This is a genomic window from Rhabdothermincola salaria, assembly GCF_021246445.1.
GTDB classification, from domain to species: Bacteria; Actinomycetota; Acidimicrobiia; order Acidimicrobiales; family Acidimicrobilacustridaceae; genus Rhabdothermincola_A; species Rhabdothermincola_A salaria.
Genome location: NZ_JAJQXW010000001.1, coordinates 509,477 through 527,521, shown reverse-complemented (window position 1 = coordinate 527,521; position 18,045 = coordinate 509,477). Strand labels below are relative to the sequence as shown.

The 18,045-nt window shown below is 72.2% G+C and carries 15 protein-coding genes and 2 pseudogenes; 9 read left to right on the top strand and 8 right to left on the bottom strand.

Annotated elements, in window-relative coordinates; genetic code table 11:
* Positions 1-60 precede the first annotated feature (60 nt).
* The 3 genes from LUW87_RS02510 to LUW87_RS18605 all read left to right on the top strand — a co-directional run bounded on the left by LUW87_RS02510 (position 61) and on the right by LUW87_RS18605 (position 2,744).
* Positions 61-483: a hypothetical protein gene (locus LUW87_RS02510; RefSeq protein ID WP_232669498.1), complete on the top strand. Its 423-nt coding sequence runs from the start codon at positions 61-63 to the stop codon at positions 481-483.
* 147 nt (positions 484-630) lie between these two features.
* Entirely contained in the window at positions 631-2,490 is a 1,860-nt protein-coding gene (treZ, locus tag LUW87_RS02505; RefSeq protein WP_232669497.1) for a malto-oligosyltrehalose trehalohydrolase, read from the top strand.
* Positions 2,491-2,621: 131 nt separating this feature from the next.
* Positions 2,622-2,744, top strand: a complete 123-nt coding sequence (locus LUW87_RS18605) for a hypothetical protein (RefSeq protein ID WP_283250858.1) — start codon at positions 2,622-2,624, stop codon at positions 2,742-2,744.
* Between the two features lie 283 nt (positions 2,745-3,027).
* Here LUW87_RS18605 and LUW87_RS02500 read toward each other — a convergent pair whose 3' ends face one another.
* From LUW87_RS02500 to LUW87_RS02485, 4 genes are all read right to left on the bottom strand, one after another.
* Positions 3,028-3,801: a SigB/SigF/SigG family RNA polymerase sigma factor gene (locus LUW87_RS02500; protein WP_232669496.1), complete on the bottom strand. Its 774-nt coding sequence runs from the start codon at positions 3,799-3,801 to the stop codon at positions 3,028-3,030.
* 2 nt (positions 3,802-3,803) lie between these two features.
* Positions 3,804-4,190, bottom strand: coding sequence for an ATP-binding protein (locus tag LUW87_RS02495; RefSeq protein WP_232669495.1), 387 nt, complete (start codon positions 4,188-4,190; stop codon positions 3,804-3,806).
* Between the two features lie 179 nt (positions 4,191-4,369).
* Positions 4,370-4,696, bottom strand: a complete 327-nt coding sequence (locus tag LUW87_RS02490) for an STAS domain-containing protein (protein WP_232669494.1) — start codon at positions 4,694-4,696, stop codon at positions 4,370-4,372.
* Positions 4,697-4,778: 82 nt separating this feature from the next.
* Positions 4,779-4,979: a hypothetical protein gene (locus LUW87_RS02485; protein ID WP_232669493.1), complete on the bottom strand. Its 201-nt coding sequence runs from the start codon at positions 4,977-4,979 to the stop codon at positions 4,779-4,781.
* A gap of 593 nt (positions 4,980-5,572) precedes the next feature.
* On the opposite strand from LUW87_RS02485, the pseudogene LUW87_RS18990 reads away from it, so the two are divergent.
* Positions 5,573-5,683: pseudogene (locus LUW87_RS18990) on the top strand (plasmid stabilization protein); the annotation flags it as partial.
* A gap of 120 nt (positions 5,684-5,803) precedes the next feature.
* On the opposite strand, the gene LUW87_RS02475 reads toward LUW87_RS18990, so the two are convergent.
* Positions 5,804-6,844 carry a glucose 1-dehydrogenase gene (locus LUW87_RS02475; protein WP_232669491.1) on the bottom strand — a complete coding sequence of 347 codons (1,041 nt, stop codon included), beginning with the start codon at positions 6,842-6,844 and terminating at the stop codon, positions 5,804-5,806.
* Between the two features lie 235 nt (positions 6,845-7,079).
* Here LUW87_RS02475 and LUW87_RS02470 point away from each other — a divergent pair, with 235 nt between their 5' ends.
* Positions 7,080-7,466 (top strand): S-adenosylmethionine decarboxylase, encoded by a 387-nt coding sequence (locus LUW87_RS02470; protein WP_232669490.1) that lies wholly within the window; start codon positions 7,080-7,082, stop codon positions 7,464-7,466.
* Between the two features lie 3 nt (positions 7,467-7,469).
* Positions 7,470-8,228 carry a hypothetical protein gene (locus LUW87_RS02465; RefSeq protein WP_232669489.1) on the top strand — a complete coding sequence of 253 codons (759 nt, stop codon included), beginning with the start codon at positions 7,470-7,472 and terminating at the stop codon, positions 8,226-8,228.
* A 33-nt stretch (positions 8,229-8,261) separates the two neighbouring features.
* On the opposite strand, the gene LUW87_RS02460 is transcribed toward LUW87_RS02465, so the two are convergent.
* The gene (locus LUW87_RS02460) at positions 8,262-10,604 is read right to left on the bottom strand and encodes a putative bifunctional diguanylate cyclase/phosphodiesterase (RefSeq protein WP_232669488.1); all 2,343 of its coding nucleotides are present in this window, start codon (positions 10,602-10,604) and stop codon (positions 8,262-8,264) included.
* Positions 10,605-10,821: 217 nt separating this feature from the next.
* Here LUW87_RS02460 and LUW87_RS02455 point away from each other — a divergent pair, with 217 nt between their 5' ends.
* On the top strand, positions 10,822-12,429 hold the full coding sequence (locus LUW87_RS02455) for an ABC-F family ATP-binding cassette domain-containing protein (protein WP_232669487.1): 1,608 nt from the start codon (positions 10,822-10,824) through the stop codon (positions 12,427-12,429).
* 272 nt (positions 12,430-12,701) lie between these two features.
* Here LUW87_RS02455 and LUW87_RS02450 read toward each other — a convergent pair whose 3' ends face one another.
* Positions 12,702-13,826 carry an Rv3169 family protein gene (locus LUW87_RS02450; protein ID WP_232669486.1) on the bottom strand — a complete coding sequence of 375 codons (1,125 nt, stop codon included), beginning with the start codon at positions 13,824-13,826 and terminating at the stop codon, positions 12,702-12,704.
* 199 nt (positions 13,827-14,025) lie between these two features.
* Entirely contained in the window at positions 14,026-15,291 is a 1,266-nt protein-coding gene (locus LUW87_RS02445) for a Dyp-type peroxidase (protein ID WP_232669485.1), read from the bottom strand.
* Between the two features lie 95 nt (positions 15,292-15,386).
* Between LUW87_RS02445 and LUW87_RS02440 the strand changes: the two are divergent.
* Positions 15,387-17,660, top strand: a pseudogene (locus LUW87_RS02440) (sensor domain-containing protein); the annotation flags it as partial.
* Positions 17,602-18,039 (top strand): EAL domain-containing protein, encoded by a 438-nt coding sequence (locus tag LUW87_RS19410; RefSeq protein WP_430300450.1) that lies wholly within the window; start codon positions 17,602-17,604, stop codon positions 18,037-18,039. The pseudogene LUW87_RS02440 and the gene LUW87_RS19410, both read left to right, overlap by 59 nt.
* The last annotated feature ends 6 nt before the right edge of the window (positions 18,040-18,045 follow it).

The following is an 18,045-nucleotide window of genomic DNA, read 5'->3' as shown; positions in this document are numbered from 1 at the left end:
CCCAGGGCCGTGGTTCGGGCCGTGGTTCGGGGCCGACGCGATCGCGGGAAGATGGTCCCCATGGCAGACGAGCAAGACCAAGCCGAGCAGTTCGACGCCTTCGACGAGGACGTCGAGGGCGACACCGGGCAGGCCTCCACCGGCGCCTCTCTCGACGACATGCCACCCGACACCCAGTGGGGGGCCGAGGCCTACGGCGCGGGCGGCACCGAGACCGCCGACTCCGTCGCCGGCCGGGCGGCACGCGAGAACCCCGACCGGCTCACCCCCGACGAGCACGTGGCCCGCGGCCTCTACGAGCCCTCCGACGATCCGCTCGGCGCCGACGAGGAAGCGGCGATGGTCGGTGACCTCGACCCCGCGGCCGACGGCCCGACGAGCGCCGAGGAGGCTGCCGTCCACGTCGTCGATCCCGACGAGGCCCGCCGACGCAGCGGCCTCGACCCCGATGGCCCCGACGGCGACGGCTACACCACCCCATGACGTCACCCGCCTCCCGCCAACGAACTCGCATGAGATCGACGTGCTCCACGACGTCGATCTCATGCAAGAAGGCCTGGGAGGGTGGGGCGCACCCAGGCAAGAGGGCGGCGGAGCGCCAGGCGCACACGCAGGACGATCGGGTCGACGATGGCGCATGAGTTCCGGGTGTGGGCGCCGGCCGCCGAGCAGGTGGAGCTCGAGCTGCCCACCCGCACCACCGAGCCCACCGCGGCCCCCCAGGGCACCGACTCCACCGGCACCACGGGCGGCAGCGACGGAGCCAGCCGCCGGCTGCCCATGACGTCGGACGACGGCGGCTGGTGGAGCCTCACCGTCGACGACGCCGGCCCCGGCACCGACTACCTGTTCCGCGTCGACGGCGGCGACGCCCGTCCCGACCCCCGCTCCCCGTGGCAGCCCCACGGCGTGCACGGGCCGTCCCGGGTGCTCGACCACGAGGCCTTCACCTGGCACGACGACGGCTGGGACGCCGGCCCGCTCGCCGGAGCCGTCGTCTACGAGCTCCACATCGGGACCTTCACCGGCGACCCCCGCACCGTGGCCGCCGCCACCGGCGACGACTACCACGGCGGCACCTTCCGCACGGCCATCGAGCACCTCGACGCGCTCGTCGAGCTCGGCGTCACCCACGTCGAGCTCATGCCGGTGGCCGCCTTCGCCGGGCGCTGGGGATGGGGCTACGACGGGGTCGACCTCTACGCCCCCCACCCCACCTACGGCGACCCCGACGACCTGAAGACCCTCGTCGACGCCTGCCACCAGCGCGGCCTCGCCGTCCTCCTCGACGTCGTCTACAACCACCTCGGGCCCGAGGGGAACTACCTCGGCGTCTTCGGGCCCTACTTCACCGACTTCTTCACCACCCCGTGGGGCGACGCCGTCAACCTGTCGGGCCCCGGCAGCCACGAGGTGCGACGCTTCCTCGTCGACAACGCCCTGATGTGGCTGCGCGACTACCACATCGACGGCCTGCGCCTCGATGCCGTGCACGCCCTCATCGACACCAGCGCCGTGCACATCCTCGAACAGCTCGCGACCGAGGTCGACGAGCTCTCCGACCAGCTCGGCCGCCGCCTGGTGCTCGTCGCCGAGAGCGACCGCAACGACCCGCGCCTGCTCGAACCCCGCAGCGCGGGCGGCTACGGCATCGACGCCCACTGGAACGACGACTTCCACCACGCCGTGCACACCGCCCTCACCGGTGAGCACGACAGCTACTACGCCGACTACGTGGGCCTCACGCCGCTGGCCGAGTCGCTACGCCACGCCTACGTCTACCGAGGCCAGTACAGCGAGCACCGCGACCGCTACCACGGGCGGGCCCCCGAGGGCCTGAGCGGGGCGTCCTTCGTCGGCTACGCCCAGAACCACGATCAGATCGGCAACCGGGCCCGGGGCGAACGGCTCGGCCACCTGCTCTCGACCGATCGCCTCAAGATCGCCGGTGCGCTCGTGTTCACGTCGCCGTTCGTGCCCATGCTCTTCCAAGGCCAGGAGTGGGCGGCATCGGCGCCGTTCCCGTTCTTCGCCGACCACCACGCCGACCCCGCCCTGGCCGAGGCCGTGCGCAACGGACGGATGGCGGAGTTCGCCGAGTTCGGCTGGTCGCCCGAGGAGGTGGCCGACCCCGAGTCCCCGGCGACCTTCACCGAGGCCGTGCTCGACTGGTCCGAGCGTGATGCGGGCCGACACGCGGAGATGAGGGCCTGGTACGCCCGCCTCCTGCAGCTGCGCGCCGGCCGACCGGACCTGCTCGACGGCCGCTTCGACCGCGTCACCGTCGCCGTCGACGACGCTCACGGCACCCTGGTGCTGCGCCGCGGTGCCGTCGCCGTCGCCGTCAACCTCGGCGCCGAGCAGGCCACCCTGCCCATCCCGGGCGCCGGAGCCGACGCCGACCTGCTCATGGCCTCCCACGAGACGGTGGCTCTCGAGGGCCCCGGCGTGGCCCTGCCCCCGGACAGCGTGGCCGTCATCGGCCTCTGACCGGCCCAGCCGGGAACGGACGCCGCGCCACCCCGCGCCGGACCGTCCATGACGATTCCGTGACACCGGCACATGGGCGACGCGAGCGGGTAGGGAACCTGCTGTCCAGGAATCTCAAGGAGCGTCCCCGAATGACCATGATCTTCGTCTCCGTGCTCGGCCTCGTCCTCGCCGCCGGCCTCGGCGTGCTGCTGCTCTCCCTCGCCGCCGACAGCATCGTCGGCCACCCCACGTCCGACTTCCCGGAGTCCTGAGCCGCACCGCGTCGAGCCGCCGCCGCTCGACACCGCTGGACCGCCGCCGGTCGATCGGCCGAGGCCCCGCCGGTCCATCACTGATGACCGCCACACCACGCCTGCCGCCACCACCACACTGGCCCGCACTTCCCGCTCGACGAGCTGGGTGTGCGGGCCAGTGGCGCGCCCGACGTTCCACCCGCGGCACCGAACGCCCCGCCCCGAAGGCCGAACGAACGCACCAACGCCCCCATCCACCGCCCCCGGCCACGCCCGTGGCCGCCAGAGAGACCCTGGGGTCCTACAGCCCCTCGTCGTAGAGGGGGAGGTCGCCCAGGCGATCCTTCAGCTCGAGCAGCGTGCGCCGCAGGATGCGCGAGAGGTACGACTGGCTCACGCCGACCATCTCGGCGATCTCGGGCTGGGTCTTGCCCTCGAAGAAGCGCAGGAAGATGATCGTGCGCTCCCGCTCGGGCAGCCCTGCCACCAGCTCGCGGATGATCATCTCGCGGTCGACCCGACCGAAGCCACCGTCGACCTCGCCGAGCAGACGCTCGCCACGGGTGGCCCCCTCGTCGTCTCCGCCCGGTGCGGGCTGGTCGAGGCTGGCCGCCTGGTGGGCGGTGCCCGCCTCGAGCGCTTCGAGGACGTGGTCCTCGCTCACGTCGAGCGCGTCGGCCAGTTCGGCGACGGTGGGAGACCGGCCGAGGGCGTGGGTGAGCTCCTCGTCGGTGCGCCGCAGGTCGAGGTGCAGCTCCTGGGCCCGGCGCGGCGGGCGCACCGACCAGGTCTTGTCCCGGAAGTACCGCTTGAGTTCGCCCTCGATGGTGCGGCTGGCGAAGGTGGAGAAGGCCACCCCGACCTCGGGGTCGAAGCGGTCGACGGCGTTGACCACCGCCATGAGCCCGACCTGGCGCAGGTCCTCGGTGGGGACCCCCCGGTTCGAGTAGCGGCGCACGGAGTACTCGACGACACGCATGTGGTGCTCGACGAGCTTGTTGCGCAGGCGGCGGTCGCGAGTGCGCCGGAACTCGACGAACCACTCGGCGATCGGCGGATCCTGGGTCTCGGCCATCATCACACCGACGTGGCGTGGCGCTGCTTGACCATGCGGAACGAGACGCGATCGCCGGCCTTGGCCACGGTGTAGTCGTCGGTCGTCATCTTCAGCAGCTCACGGGCGACGGAGTGCAGGTCGGCGTCGGCCGCGCCGTTCTGGCACTCCCCCTCGACGACCACCTGGTCGCCGACGACCCGGTAGGTGACGGTGGCGTCGGCGTCGGGCCCGGCGCCGTCGACGAGCACGGCGCACAGCTCGTCGACCGCCACCCGCAGGTCCTCGATCGCGTCGAGCGAGAAGCCGGCCTCACCGGCGACACCGGCCGCGGTGAGACGAGCGATCCGCAGGTTGCGGGCCTCGGCGGGAAACGTGAGACGGACCGGTCGTGACTCGGCGTCGGTCATGGCGGGGGCTCCTCGGGCGGCGGCGGTCACCGGCGGCGGGAGCCGGCCGGCGCAGGGCTGGTCGTTGGGTTGGTGGGCGACACCGGATGCGGCAACGGGTGGTGGGCACGCGAGCCGGTGCCGGACGCAGCATCGCCCGGGGGCGGACACCCCTGGGCGATGCTGATCGGATCGGTACGTCAGACGATGTCGATGTGGCCGAGCAGGCCCGTGAGCTCCAGCAGGCGGCGAACGGTGTCGCTCGGGGCTCGCAGCACCAAGCGGCCACCGGACTCCTCGAGGCGCCGGTGGGTGGCGATCACCACCCGGAGGCCCGACGAATCGATGAACGTGAGCCCCGACAGGTCGAGGGCCACCGAGGTGGCGCCGCCGTCGATGGCGTCATCGAGCTCGTCGGCCAGCATCGGCACGGTGTGGGGGTCGAGCTCCCCGGTGAGCGACACCACGACGGTGTCACCCTCGGAGGAGACGACGATCTTGAGCGGTTGATCGAGATCAGCGGACACCGTGCCACCCTACCGACGAGCCCGGCGTCGGGGCGCTGACGCCCACCGGGTGGAGACGGTCTGCCACCATGCGACGGCCCACTCAGATCTCGCCTTCGCCCTTGACGTTGGCACCGCGCTCGGCCGCTTCCTTGTAGGACTCGGCCACCTCGGGATCGAGCTCCTGGCTCTCGGCGAGCCGCTCCTCTTCGGGGGTGGGCATGCGATCGGCCTTGTGCGTCGCCTCGGCGTCGGCCTCGTCGGCGCTCTGGGTCTCGGGCGTGGTGTCGGCGTTGTCGGGCATCGCTGCTCCTTCGTTCGGCGGGACGTCCGGTGCGCGCCGCAGACGCGCAGGCCGGCTCGACGGGGCGTCTACCCCCGGACGCTGGTCCGTAGACCTCCATCCGGCCGAGCATCCGGCCGAGAGCGGTCGCCCATGGGTAGCGGTGGGCGCTCTCGGGTAGGACGCGGCCATGCGACACACACAGCACGCGCCGCTCCCCGCGGGATCGCCCAGCCGCCCCCGGGCCACCACCACCGACCCCAGTCCCATCCTGCCCGGGCACGAGCCGTCGCCGATCCTCCCCGAGCCCACTCCGGGGGACCCGGTGGTCCCCTCCCCGCCGGGCCCGGCCGAACCCGGCCCGGTGGTCCCTCCGGAGGAGCCCTCGCCCATCGATCCGCGACCCGAGCCCTCGCCGGTCGTGCCCCAGCCGGGCGAGGACGTGGCGTCCTGACGCCGCCACGCGACCGCTTCGCCACGACACCACGTCTGCCCAGCGACGCAGTGGGTAGGAGCACGGCTACCCCGTCGTCTCGCATCGGAGGAGAACCCACCCCATGCCCATGACCAAGATCGCCACCCGCCCCAGCTCCTTGGCACCAAGCTCTCAGGACGACGGCCCCACCTACGACCAGCTCTACGACGAGGCCAAGCGCCGCAAGATCCCCGGCCGCTCGAAGATGTCGAAGACCGAGCTCGAGCGGGCTCTCGCCGGGCGTCGCTGACGCACCGGGCGCCACGCGCCACAACGCCATCCCCCCCCCGGCACACGGGCGGGACCCGCCACCGGGTCCCGCCCGTGGCGCGCCCGGCATCAGCTCCGGTCGTGGGCGGGGCGCCCGGCTTCAGGTCCAGTCGACGACGGCCTTCACGTCGTCGCCGCCCTCGCGCAGGGCGTCGACCGCCTCGGTCGGGCTCATGCGACGGGTGATCAGCCCCGCCAGCCAGTCCTGGTCGGCGGCGCACAACACGTCGTGGGCCTTGACGAAGTGGCGTCGGTTGGCGTTCACCGAGCCGACCACCACCGTGTTGTCGAGCACCAGCTGGGTGGCCAGCTCGGCGAGGGTCGACCGGGGCCGGTGCCCGTCACCGCCCAGGCCGGTGAGGCACACCACCCCGCCCGGCGCCACCCGATCGAGGGCTCCGGCGATCACCGTGCCCGCACCGGTGGCCTCGACCACCACGTCCGGATCGTCGTCGAGCTCGTCGATGTCGAACACGAGCCGGGCCCCCAGGCCCGTCACCAGGTCGGCCTTGGGACCGGTGTCGTGGCGGCCCAGCACGACCACGTCGAGGCCCCGCTGGCACCCGATCAGGGCGGCCAGCAGGCCGATCGGCCCGGTCCCGGTCACCAGCACCGTGCGCGGCTCCCAGAACGCCCGGTCGCCGACCCGGTCGACCTGCTCCCACGCCTTGGCCACCACCGACGCCGGCTCCATCAGCACGCCGAGCGCCCCCAGAGCGGGGCTCACCCGCACGGCGTGCTCGGGTTCGATGCCCCACCGCTCGGCCATGAAGCCGTGGCGACCCTTGATGCCCCGCTCGGTGAAGCGCCCGTTGCGGCACATGTCCGACTCCCCCACCGCACAGCTGCGGCACGGCACCGGGTCGGGGCGGCGCACCACGCCCACCACCAGGTCGCCGACCTCGAACCCGCCGTAGGGGCCCGGGTCGACGACGCGCCCCAACGACTCGTGGCCGAGCACCAGGCGGCCCTCGCCCTCGGGGGCCTCGCCGTACTCCCCGGCCACGATCTCGGCATCGGTGCCGCAGACCCCGGTGGCGATGCTCTCCACCACGATGGGGCCCTGCTCCGGGCCGGGTTCGGGCACCGGCTCGAGGCGCACGCTGTTCGATCGACCCGGTTCGATGGTGATGGCGTCCATGTCCGACAGCCTTACCCCGTCCGGGCAGTCCCACCCCGATGCACCGATCACACACACGTAGCGTGAGGCTGTCGCCACGGTGCGTCCGCACTCGGGACGAAATCCGCTCGGAAGGCGTGAAATCCGCCGCAGATCCTTTCCCTCGGCGGGCCGCGCCCTCCATACTCTGCGGCGGGTGGAGTCCCGATCGTGTGACGCGCCGTGCGTCCACCTGGCCCGATGAGGACCCCTCAGCGTGATCGACGTACGAAGCCCCCAGCTCGTCCTGGACCCCGCCGAGCTCCCCGACCTGGCGCCCATGATCCATCGCCAGCGCCTCGTCATCGAAGGCCAGGTCGACCACCTCATCTCCGCCGAGGAGATCTCCAGCTACCTGTCGCAGCTCTCCGGCGTCATCGACATGACGGCCCTCATGGAGCCCGCCACCCACCGCTCCGACCTCTACGGCTGGGCCGGCTGGATCCACTGGGAGACCTCCGGCGCCCACTTCTACGCGTGGGAGGAACCGGTCAAGTTCTTCAGCGTCGACATCTACACCTGCAAGGCCTTCGACCCCACCGCGGCCCTCGACTTCACCGCCGACTTCTTCCGCACCAACCGCTGCGTGGCCAAGGGGTTCTGACCGGTGGACCTCCAGGAGCTGGCCTCGGCGGTGATGCGAGAGGAAGGGCGCAGCGCCACCCCCTTCGGCCTCTACGTCATCCCCGCGTCGGACCCCCGCTCCGAACTCGGTCGCCACGTCGAGCGAGCCGTGTTCGGCGAGTTCTTCGGCGAGACCGAGGAGTTCCTGCGCGAGGAGTACGACGAGTACGAGCCCGGGTCGGTCTTCCTCGTCGTCCTCGACCACCCCCGCCGGCTGCCCGCCGGCGTGGTCCGCCTCATCGTCGACTCCCCCGCCGGCTTCAAGAGCCTCAACGACCTCGAGCGCATCTGGGGCGAGGACATCGACGCCGTGCTGGCCCGCTCGGGCCTCGACGTCGACCCCAGCACCATCTGGGACGTGGCGACCATCGCGGTGATGCCCGAGTACCGCAAGTCGTCCACCAACGGCCTCATCAGCCTGGCCCTGGTGCAAGGCGTCATCACCCTGGCCGCCAAGAGCGGGGTGGAGCTCGGCCTCGCCGTGTTCGACCTGGTGGCCCTCGACCTCATCCAGGCCGTGTGCGGCCGGGCCTGGCAGACCTTCGCCGGGCTCGAGCCCAAGGGCTACCTCGGGTCGCCGTCGAGCATCGCCTGCTACTGCGACATGCAGGAGTTCGGACCCCGGCTGGCCTTCACCGACCCCGACCTCTACGAGATGCTGTGGCTCGGCCGTGGCCTCGAAGCCGGTGTGTCGGCCCCCGAGTGGGAAGCCGACAGCGGTCGGGTGCGCGCCGCCAGCTGAGCCCCCTCCGGCGCGCCACCCGCGCCGGGACCGTCAGGCCGAGTGCGGCACCACCCGGAGGCGGGTGCCGGCCGCCAGGCCGATCTCCTCCATCACCGCCACCGCCTCACCGGCGGGCAGCGGACGGGAGTAGAGGAAGCCCTGACCCTCGGTGCAGCCGAGCTCGCGCAGCACGTCGGCCTGCTCCTCGGTCTCGATGCCCTCGGCCACCGTGGCGATGCCCATCGAGCTGGCGATCGCCACCACGGCGGCCACCACGCTGGTGCCCGAACCGCTCTGGGGGTCCAGATCGCTCACGAAGGCCCGGTCGATCTTGACCTCGTCGACGGCCAGGCTGCGCAGATAGGCCAGCGACGAGTAGCCGGTGCCGAAGTCGTCGATGGAGATCTTCACGCCGCAGGCCCGCACCGCTTCGAGATGACGGCGGATGCCATCGAGGTTCTCCATGAACATCGACTCGGTGAGCTCGAGGCACAGGGCGTTGCCGGGCAGCCCGTGGCGCAGCAGGGTGCGGGCCACGTTGTCGACCAGGGAGTCGTCGCGCAGCTGGCGCACCGACAGGTTCACGCTGACGGTGAGCAGCTCGGGCTGGCGCAGCCCGGCCCGCTGGCGGGCCAGGTGGCCACAGGCCTGATCGAGTACCCACAGGCCGATCTCGTCGATCATCCCGGTGTCCTCGGCGATGGGGATGAACAGGTCCGGACGCACCGTGCCCCGCTCGGGGTGGTTCCAGCGCAGGAGGGCCTCCATGCCGACCACCCGCATGTCCGAGAGGCGCAACTTGGGCTGGTAGTAGACCTCGAGCTCGCCGCGCTCGAGCGCGTGGCGCAGCTCGCGCTCGAGGGTGAGGCGCTCGGCCACCCGCTCGCGCATGGAGGTGTCGAACACCGAGACGGTGTCGCGGCCGGCGTCCTTGGCCCGTGACATGGCGGTGTCGGCGTCGCGCAGGAGCGACTCGGCCCCCGCCTCGGGCAGGTAGCCGGGCGGGGCGTAGGACACACCGACGCTGGCCGACACGGTCATCTCCACGTCGCCGGCGGCCAACGGGTACTTGAAGCTCAGGCGGGTGCGCTCGGCCGCGTCGCGAGCGGCGGACTCGTCACGCACCCCGTGCAACACCACCATGAACTCGTCACCACCGATGCGGGCGACCACGTCGCCGGGGCGCACGCTGTCCAGGAGCCGGCGAGCCACCGCCAACAACAGCTCGTCACCGAAGGTGTGACCCATCGAGTCGTTGACCAACTTGAAGCGATCGAGGTCGATGACGAGCACGGCGATGGAGCCGCGCCGGTCGTCGTCGAGGGCCTTGGTCAGGTGCTCGACCACGAACAGGCGGTTGCCCAGCCCGGTGAGGACGTCGTGGGTGGCCTGGTGCACCAGGCGATCCTGGGCCCGGGCCTGCTGGCGCAGCGCCCGGAACATCCGCCAGGACGCGGCGCCGGTGAGCAACAACACGATGGCGCCCACGACGACCCGCTCGCTGGTGGTCTCGAGGGTCTCGGCCGGCACCAGCAACACGATGACCGGGATGGAGAGGGCGGCGGCCACGAAGACCAGGCGGCCGATGCGGGGGGTGTCGTCGGCGGCGCTCACCGGCTCGGACACCCGACGGATCGAGGGGTGCAGCACCGCGGCGGCCAAGGCGACGTAGGCCATGGCGTAGGGCACATCGAGGATCGTGGTGGGGATCTCGGCCAGGCGGGTGTCGGCGAGCATGTAGAGCACGTCGCCGACGAGCAGCCCGACCATGCAGGCCATGACGAGCCGGAAGGCCACCGGGGGCTTGCGGGCCGACGTGAAGAGCATGCGGGCGGCCATGGCCACCACGAACATCGACGCCGGCGGGTAGGCCGCCAGCACCAGGCGCACCGACAGCGGGGCGTCGGCCTGGGCCAGGGCCGGGGTGACCAGGTACACCCAGGCCAGGGTGAGCAGGGCCAACGAGGCGATGACGGCGTCGAGGACGGCGTCGAGGTTGGCGTCGCGGCTGCGCAGGGCGGAGCGGGCCAGGCCGGCCAGGCTGACGGCCAGGAGGATGTAGGCGGGAAGGGCCAACAGGTCGGGCACGAGCGACCGGTCGGGGCTCAGGTCGCCGAGCGTGTCGAGCAGGGCCCGGACCCCACCACCGACGAGCGCCAGGATCTGGGCGGCCAGGAGGGTGAGCCAGGGCCACCGGGGCTCCGGCTTCCAGCGGTAGACGCCGACGGCGGTGGCCACCGCGGTGGTGAGCCCCAGCAGGCCGAAGGTGATCTTGGCCTCGGGATCGAGCCAGCCCACGGCGTGCAGGACGACCCAGGTGGTGCCCACGACGAGCACGGCGACCGACAGGCGCGCCGAGGCAGGCTTGGTGGTCACCTCCTGCGTCGGCTCCATGTGGTGCTCCCTGGCTGATGCGCGAATGGTCCGTTCGGACCATTTTCGGATGCCGTGTTCTCGGCCCGCGTTCCGGTCAACTGAAGCACTTCGCGCGGAAATTCGTCGGGTGACCACATCGAGCGCGAACCGCCCTCAGATCTACCACGGTGAGTGAATATCGCGCCACTGAACGGCGCATGTCGGGACCGGAGACCCCAGCTGGCATCCTTGGAGGGTGTTGAACGTACGGGACCTGGTGGTCGAGATCGGTGGCAAGACCATCGTCGACGGCGTCACGTTCCAGGTGCGCGCCGGCGACAAGGTCGGCCTGGTCGGCCGCAACGGCGCCGGTAAGACCACGCTGTTCAAGGTCCTCGGCGGGGCGGTGCCCCCCAAGGCGGGAACCGCCCGACGCGAGGGGGCCACCGGCTACCTCTCCCAGGACCCCCGCCAGGAGCCGGTCCCCGACGACACCAACTGCCTGGCCCACGTCCTGTCGGGCCGAGGCCTCGACGCCGCCGCCGAGCGCCTCGAGAAGCTGCGCATCGCCATGGAGGAAGACGCCAGCGAGCGCAACATCATCCGGTTCACCGACGCCCAGGAGCGCTTCGAGAACGACGGCGGCTACAGCGCCGAAGCCGAGGCCCGCCGCTTCGTCGACGGCCTCGGCCTGGCTGCCGACCGCCTCGAGCTCACCCTGGGCGCCCTCTCCGGAGGCGAGCGCCGGCGCCTCGAGCTGGCCCGCATCCTCTTCGCCGGCTCCGACCTGTTGCTGCTCGACGAACCCACCAACCACCTCGACGCCGACGCGCGCGACTGGCTCCTGCGGTTCCTCCGGGGCTACCGCGGCGGTCTGTTGGTCATCAGCCACGACCTCGACCTGCTCGACGAGGCCATCACCCGCGTCGTGCACCTCGACCGAGAGGAAGAGGAGGCCGTCGGCGAGATCGTCGAGTACAAGGGCACCTACTCCCAGTACCTCAAGTCCCGAGCCGCCGACGAGGAGCGCCTGGCCAAGGTGGCCGAACAGCAGCAGTCCGAGATCCGGCGCCTCTCGGCCCAGGCCGACAAGATGCGCGGCCAGACGGCCAAGCGGGCCCGAGTGGCCAAGAACCTCGACCGCCGGGTGGCCCGCATCGAGGAGCACCGGGTGGACGGGCCGTCCGCCCGACGGTCGCTCGACCTGCGCTTCCCGGAACCCCCGTCGTGCGGACGCACCGTGATCACCGCCCGAGAGGTGTGGAAGAGCTTCGGGGCCCTCGACGTGTTCTCCGACGTCAGCTTCGACGTCGGTCGAGGCGAGCGGCTCCTCATCATGGGCCTCAACGGCGCCGGCAAGACCACCCTGCTCAAGGTGCTCGCCGGGCAGCTCGAACCCGACCTCGGTGACGTGGAGCTGGGACTGCGGGTCGAGCCCGGCTACTACGCCCAGGAGCACGAGGGCATCACGGGAGGACGCTCACTCCTCGACCACATGCGCGACCAGGCCGGCCTCGGCGACGAGATGCTGCGCGCCCTCATCGGCATGTTCGGCCTGTCGGGCGACAAGGCCTTCCAGGACGCGGCCACGTTGTCGGGCGGCGAGAAGACCAAGCTGGCACTGGCCCAGCTGGTGGCGGGGCGCCACAACCTGCTGCTCCTCGACGAGCCCACCAACAACCTCGACCCCATGAGCCGCGCCGCCATCGGCCAGGCCCTGGCGTCGTGGCCGGGCACCATGATCGTGGTCAGCCACGACGCCGAGTTCGTGCGCCACCTGGCCCCCGACCGCTGCCTGATGATGCCCGAGGGCCAGCTCGACTACTTCAGCGCCGAGATGCTCGACCTCGTCGAGATCGCCTGACATCCCGCTTCCCGTAGTTGCATGGTTTCGGCGTGCCAGGGCACGCCCAGACCATGCAAGAACCGTCTACTTGCCGTAGTTGCATGGTTTCGGCGTGCCGGAGCACGTCGAAACCATGCAAGAACCCGGTGGGGGCATCCAGCGTTGAGGGCACCCAGCGTTGAGGGCACCCAGCGTTGAGGGCACCCAGCGTTGAGGGCACCCAGCGTTGAGGGCACCCAGCGGTGGGGGCAACCCAGCGTTGGGGGCACGCAGCGTCGTTGGGGGACCCGTCAGGGGGCGACGGACATGAAGTCGGTGAACCCCGAGGGATCGTGGCGGCCGATGGAGGCGTGCTCGAACAGTCCGGCACCGACCTGGCCGTTGCAGCGGGCGATGCCGACGTGGTCGAGCATGCCGAACTGGGTGGCCGCGGCGTTGGCCGGGTCGTTCAGGTCGTAGGTGGCCCGCTCGACCCAGTCGCGGCCCTTCCAGAGGCCGTGGGTCCACTGCGGATCCGAGCCGTAGCCGCAACCGGCGGCGAGGGCCACGTAGCCCTTGCTCTCGATCTCGACCACCAACGGCGTGCCGTCGGGCTCGGTGGCGGTGATGGTGGCGCCCGTGGGGATGCGGGTGCCGGAGCGGTACTGGATGTCGACCTTGGGGAAGCCGAGGGTCTCGACCCCCCGGCCGCTCTCTTCGGGCCACACCCGCAGGGCGTCGTTGAGGAAGCGGTGGCCCTCGGCGGTCTCCTGGAAGATGAAGACCAGGGCGTGGTCCTCCATCCGGATCGGGCAGTAGAGCCACCAGAACCCGTAGTTGGGATCGGGCTCGGCGGCGGCCCGTCCGGCGGGCTCGGCCTCGCCGACGGGGCGGATCCCCCAGGAGCGGTCACGGGTGCCGACCCACTGGTCGGGAGAGACGGTGAGCTCCTCGCCGTCGACCCGGATGAACCCCTCCCAGGTGCCCACCTGGGCGAAGCGCTGGGCGTCGAGGATGATCTTGCCGCTCGGCCCCCGCATCACGTGGGGTGACTCGTCGACCGCCGGGTACGAGCCCCGCCAGTGCAGGTCGAGCGAGAGGCCGTGGTCGTCGCCCTCGCACACCACCCGCAGCTCCTTGAGGGGGTCGAGGACCTCGATGCGGTACGGACCGACCGACTGGTCCATGCGGTCGTCACCGAGGGCGTCGGACATGCGGATGACGTGTTGCTGGTCGCCGCGACGGATGCAGGCGAAGGCGTCGATGACGCCGAGGTTCGGGTAGACGCCGAGCCCGGTGATGAGGAAGACCTCGCCGGTGCGATCGTGGGCGTTGATGTAGCAGCGGTCGTAGAAGTTGCGGTCGCTCGACGCCGGGTAGGCCAGGGACAGCGGGGCCTGGTGCAGGGGGTACTCGTCGACGGGGATGGGCGGCACGGGTCTCTCCAAGAGGGTCGTCAGGTGTCGCCTGTGACACTGTCACATTCACAACCGACGATGGGTCGGAACCGGCCGGACGACCGCGGGCGGGCCCGCCGAGGCGAGACGCGCACGACGCACGACGCACGACGCATACGGCGGACAGCGGACAGCGCGTGGCCGGCGGAGCGTCAGCCCGGCCGGACCCCGACACCGCTCAGCCGAACAGGTGCTGGGACCAGGAGTCGCCGGGCCGCAGGCCGGGGAGCACGGCGAACACACCGGACGCGACGGTGCGCTGGTAGGTGCCCAGCAGGTCGCCGGCAGCGAGCGCCTCGAGCACGGGGGTGAACTGCTCGGCCGGGTCACGGCAGAAGGCCAGGAACAACAGACCACCGGCGCCGGCCCCCTCGGCCTGCGGGATGCCCTCCACCACGTTGTAGCTGCGACGAAACAGCGGTCGTCGGCCCTGCGACGCCCGGTGGGCGACGGCCACGTGCGAACGGGGATCGGTGACGGGGCGCCCGTCGGGCCCCTCCGCCTCCAGCTCGAGAGGGGCGTCCTCGGCGACATCGCCGAGCGGGGCCCCCGAGCGGCGGTGCCGTCCGATCACCCGCTCCCGGTCGAGGAGGGTCAGCTCCTCCCACGCGCCGAGGTCGAGGTCGACGCGGCGAAGCGCCAGATAGGTGCCACCCACCATCCAGGACGGGTCGTCACCCTCGGCCACCCAGACCGCGTCGTCGAAGCGGGGGCGGCCGGGGCGAGGGTTGGCCGTACCCTCCCGGAACCCCAGCAGGTTGCGATGAGACGACGCGCCGTCGCCGACCACCGGTGCCGCCCCCGGCGGCGGCCCGGTGCCCACGTGGGACCAGCGCACGCTGGCGCGCCCCTCGGCCACCCGCACCAGGTTGCGCACGGCGTGCAACGCCACCTGGAGGTCGTCGGCACCGACCTGGAGGCAGAGGTCACCCCCGGAGAAGCGCGGATCGAGGTCGTCGCCCGCCACCGCAGGCAGCTCGACGAGGCCCGGTGGCCGCCGGGCGGCCAGCCCGAAGCGATCCGACCGGTCGAACGCCGACGCCCCGACCGCCACGGTGACGGTCAGCCGCGACGGCGGACGGTCGTCGGCCTCACCCGTGTCGACAGGGGGCAGCCGCGAGCTCGGCGACCGCTCCCCCACCTGGGCCCCCGCCGTGAGCCGGGCGGCGGCCACCGACCAGGTGTCGAGCACTGCGGCCAACTCAGCCGCAGAACCGGCGATGTCGACGCCGGCCAGCACGACGTGGGCCTGGGGGGCGGTGGCCACACCGGCCTGGTGGGCGCCGTGGAAGGCGACCGCCGTGGCGTCGGCCCGCGGCGCAGGATCGTCGTCGGCCCCGGTGCCGCCCGCCGCCAGGGGCCCCACGACGCCGCCCACCACGAAGCCCCCGGCGGCGGCACCCGCCGCGCCGAGGAGCTGGCGACGGCTCACCGGACGGGACATGCCCGAAGTCTCGCACCGGCTCCGGCCCCGCCGACAGCACGGCCCTCCGCCCTCCGACGACCAGGGCTCACTCTGCGTGCCCCTGGTCTCCTCCGGTGAGCACGGCCCGCCGTCGGCTGGACATCCCCACCGACGGAGGGCCCCGCACTAATCTGGTGCGATCGACGGCTCACCCCACCAGTCGGGAGCCACCACACCACGTGACCACTTCAGCGGGGAGAGCCCCGGATCCCGAGGATGCGACCACCCTCGGTGAGGGCGCGGCCGACGCGGTGCTCGCCCATCTGCCCGGGATCGCCTACCTGTGCGATCACGACGCCGACTTCACCGTGCGCCACGTGTGGGGCGAGGTCCGGGCCCTCCTGGGCCTCTCGCCCGACGACCTCGTGGGGCGAGACTTCAGCGCCTTCATCCACCCCGACGACCTGGCCATGGTGCACCGCGAGGTGAGCATCGCCGTCGACGCGGAGAAGCCCTACGACCTGCGCTACCGGATCCGCCGGGCCGACGGCGCGGTGCGCTGGGTCTGGGAGCAGGGAGGGCGGGCGGCGATCGAGGGCCTGCTCGAGGGGCTCCTCCTCGACGTCACCGACTGGGTCGAGGCCGAACAGGAGCGCAGCGAGCTCGGGGCCCGCTACCGCAGCCTGCTCGAGAACCTCGACGAGGCCGTCGTGCTCGTCGATGCGGGCGTCGTCGTCTACGCCAACCAGGCGACCGAGCTCCTGCTGCGGGCCCGCGAGCGGCCGGTGGTGGGCCGACGCGTCGCCGACGTGGTGCACCCCCACGACCTGGGCCGCTCCCAACAGCACCGTGACTCGGTGCGGAGCCGACCAGACCGCGTCGTGCGCCACACCTACCGCGTCCTGGCCGACGACGGCGCCACCCTCGAAGTGGGTGCCCGCGTCACCGTCGTGCAACTGCAGGGCCGCCAGCACCTCCAGATCGTGATCCGCGACATCTCGTCGGCTCGCCGCGCCGCCCGGTTCCGCCAGGGCGTCGACCGGTTGCTGGCCCGGGCCGTCGCCGGCGTCGACGTCGACGACGTCCTGGTGGACCTCGCCCGACTGGCCGAGGAGCGACTCGGAGCCCGCCGGGTCGTCCTGCTCTCGGTGCACGACGGCCGGCTGCGGGTCCGCGCCGACCCGGGCCTGCCTCCCGAGGTGCGCGCCATGATCCACGATGTCCCGCTGGCGTCGCTGCCCTGGCTGGACCGGGCCATGACCTCCGGGAACCTGGCCACCCACCTCCCCTTCCAGCCGCCACCCGTCGACGCGGCCGACCACGGCCCCGCGAGTCGAGGCTGGGTGGCGGCGGCGCGAAGCCGCACCAGCAGTGGCGACGACGTGGTCGCCCTCGTCATGGGCCGCGACGACCGACCCCCCGAGGACCTCGACACCGACCTGGTCCACGAGGTGCGCAACATCGCCGCCAGCATCATGGAGCAGGCCCGCCGCCGCGAGGCCGACATCGAGGCCGACCTCACCGACCCCCTCACCGGCCTGCCCAGCCGCACCGCGGTGGTCGAGGGGCTTCGCCGGGCGCTGCGTGAGGGCCTCGACGGCCGGGTCACCGTCCTGACCATGGAGATCGACGAGCTGGCCCGCGTCGACCAGTCGCTCGGCCACGACGCCAGCGGCGCCCTCGTCGTGCACGTGGCCCGCTGCCTCGAGAACGCCGTCACGTCCGACGAGTTCGTGGGTCGCCTGACCGACGGCCGCTTCGCCGTGCTGTGCCCCGGTCTCGCCGAGCGCACCACCGTCGAAGAGCGGATCGCCGCCCTGCGGGCCACCATCAGCGACGTCGCCGTCGACCACCACGTCCTGCGCCCGTCGATCTCGGTCGGGGTGGCCACGTCCCGTCTCGGCACCGAGGCCGACGCCTTGCTGTCCGACGCCATCGGCGCCCTCGGCCCGGCCGGGGACCACGGCCCCAGCCACACCGCCTGGTTCGACCAGGCCGACCGAGGTCGGGCGCGCCGACGCCTCGAGACCGAGATCGCCCTGCGTCAGGGCCTCGACCGAGGAGAGATCGTCCCCCACTACCAGCCTCGGGTCCGCATCCAGGACGGCACGGTGGTGGGAGCCGAGGCCCTCGCCCGCTGGGAACGTCCGGGTATCGGCACGGTCGGACCCAACGACTTCATCGCCCTCGCCGAGGAGATCGCCCTCATCGGCGCCATCGACCGTGCCATCCTGCGCCAGGCCTGCCACGACGCCGCGGCCTGGCCGGACGACGAGCGGGCCCTGTCGGTGTCGGTGAACATCTCGGCCCGGCAGCTGGCCGACCCCGACCTGGTCGGCGTGGTCACCGATGCGCTCGCCGAGAGCGGGCTGGACCCCACCCAGCTCGTCCTGGAGGTCACCGAGAGCACGATGGTGGAGGTGCTCGACACCCAGCACCGCCACCCTCCAGGCCCTGCGAGCCATGGGGGTCCGCGTCGCCATCGACGACTTCGGCACGGGCTACTCGTCGCTGGCCTACCTCAAGCGCCTCGAGATCGACGAGCTCAAGATCGACCGGTCCTTCGTGGTCGACCTCCCCAACGACGACGACGTCGCCCTGGTGGGGGCCATCTGCGGAGTGGCCCGGCTGCTCGGCATCGAGGTCGTCGCCGAAGGGGTCGAGACCGAGCAGCAGCGCGCCACCCTGCTCGGGCTCGACTGTGAGCTGGCCCAGGGCTTCCTGTGGTCACCGGCGGTGCCACCGCACCGCTTCACCCCGATGCTGCAGGCTCCGCCGACGTCGTAGTGAGGC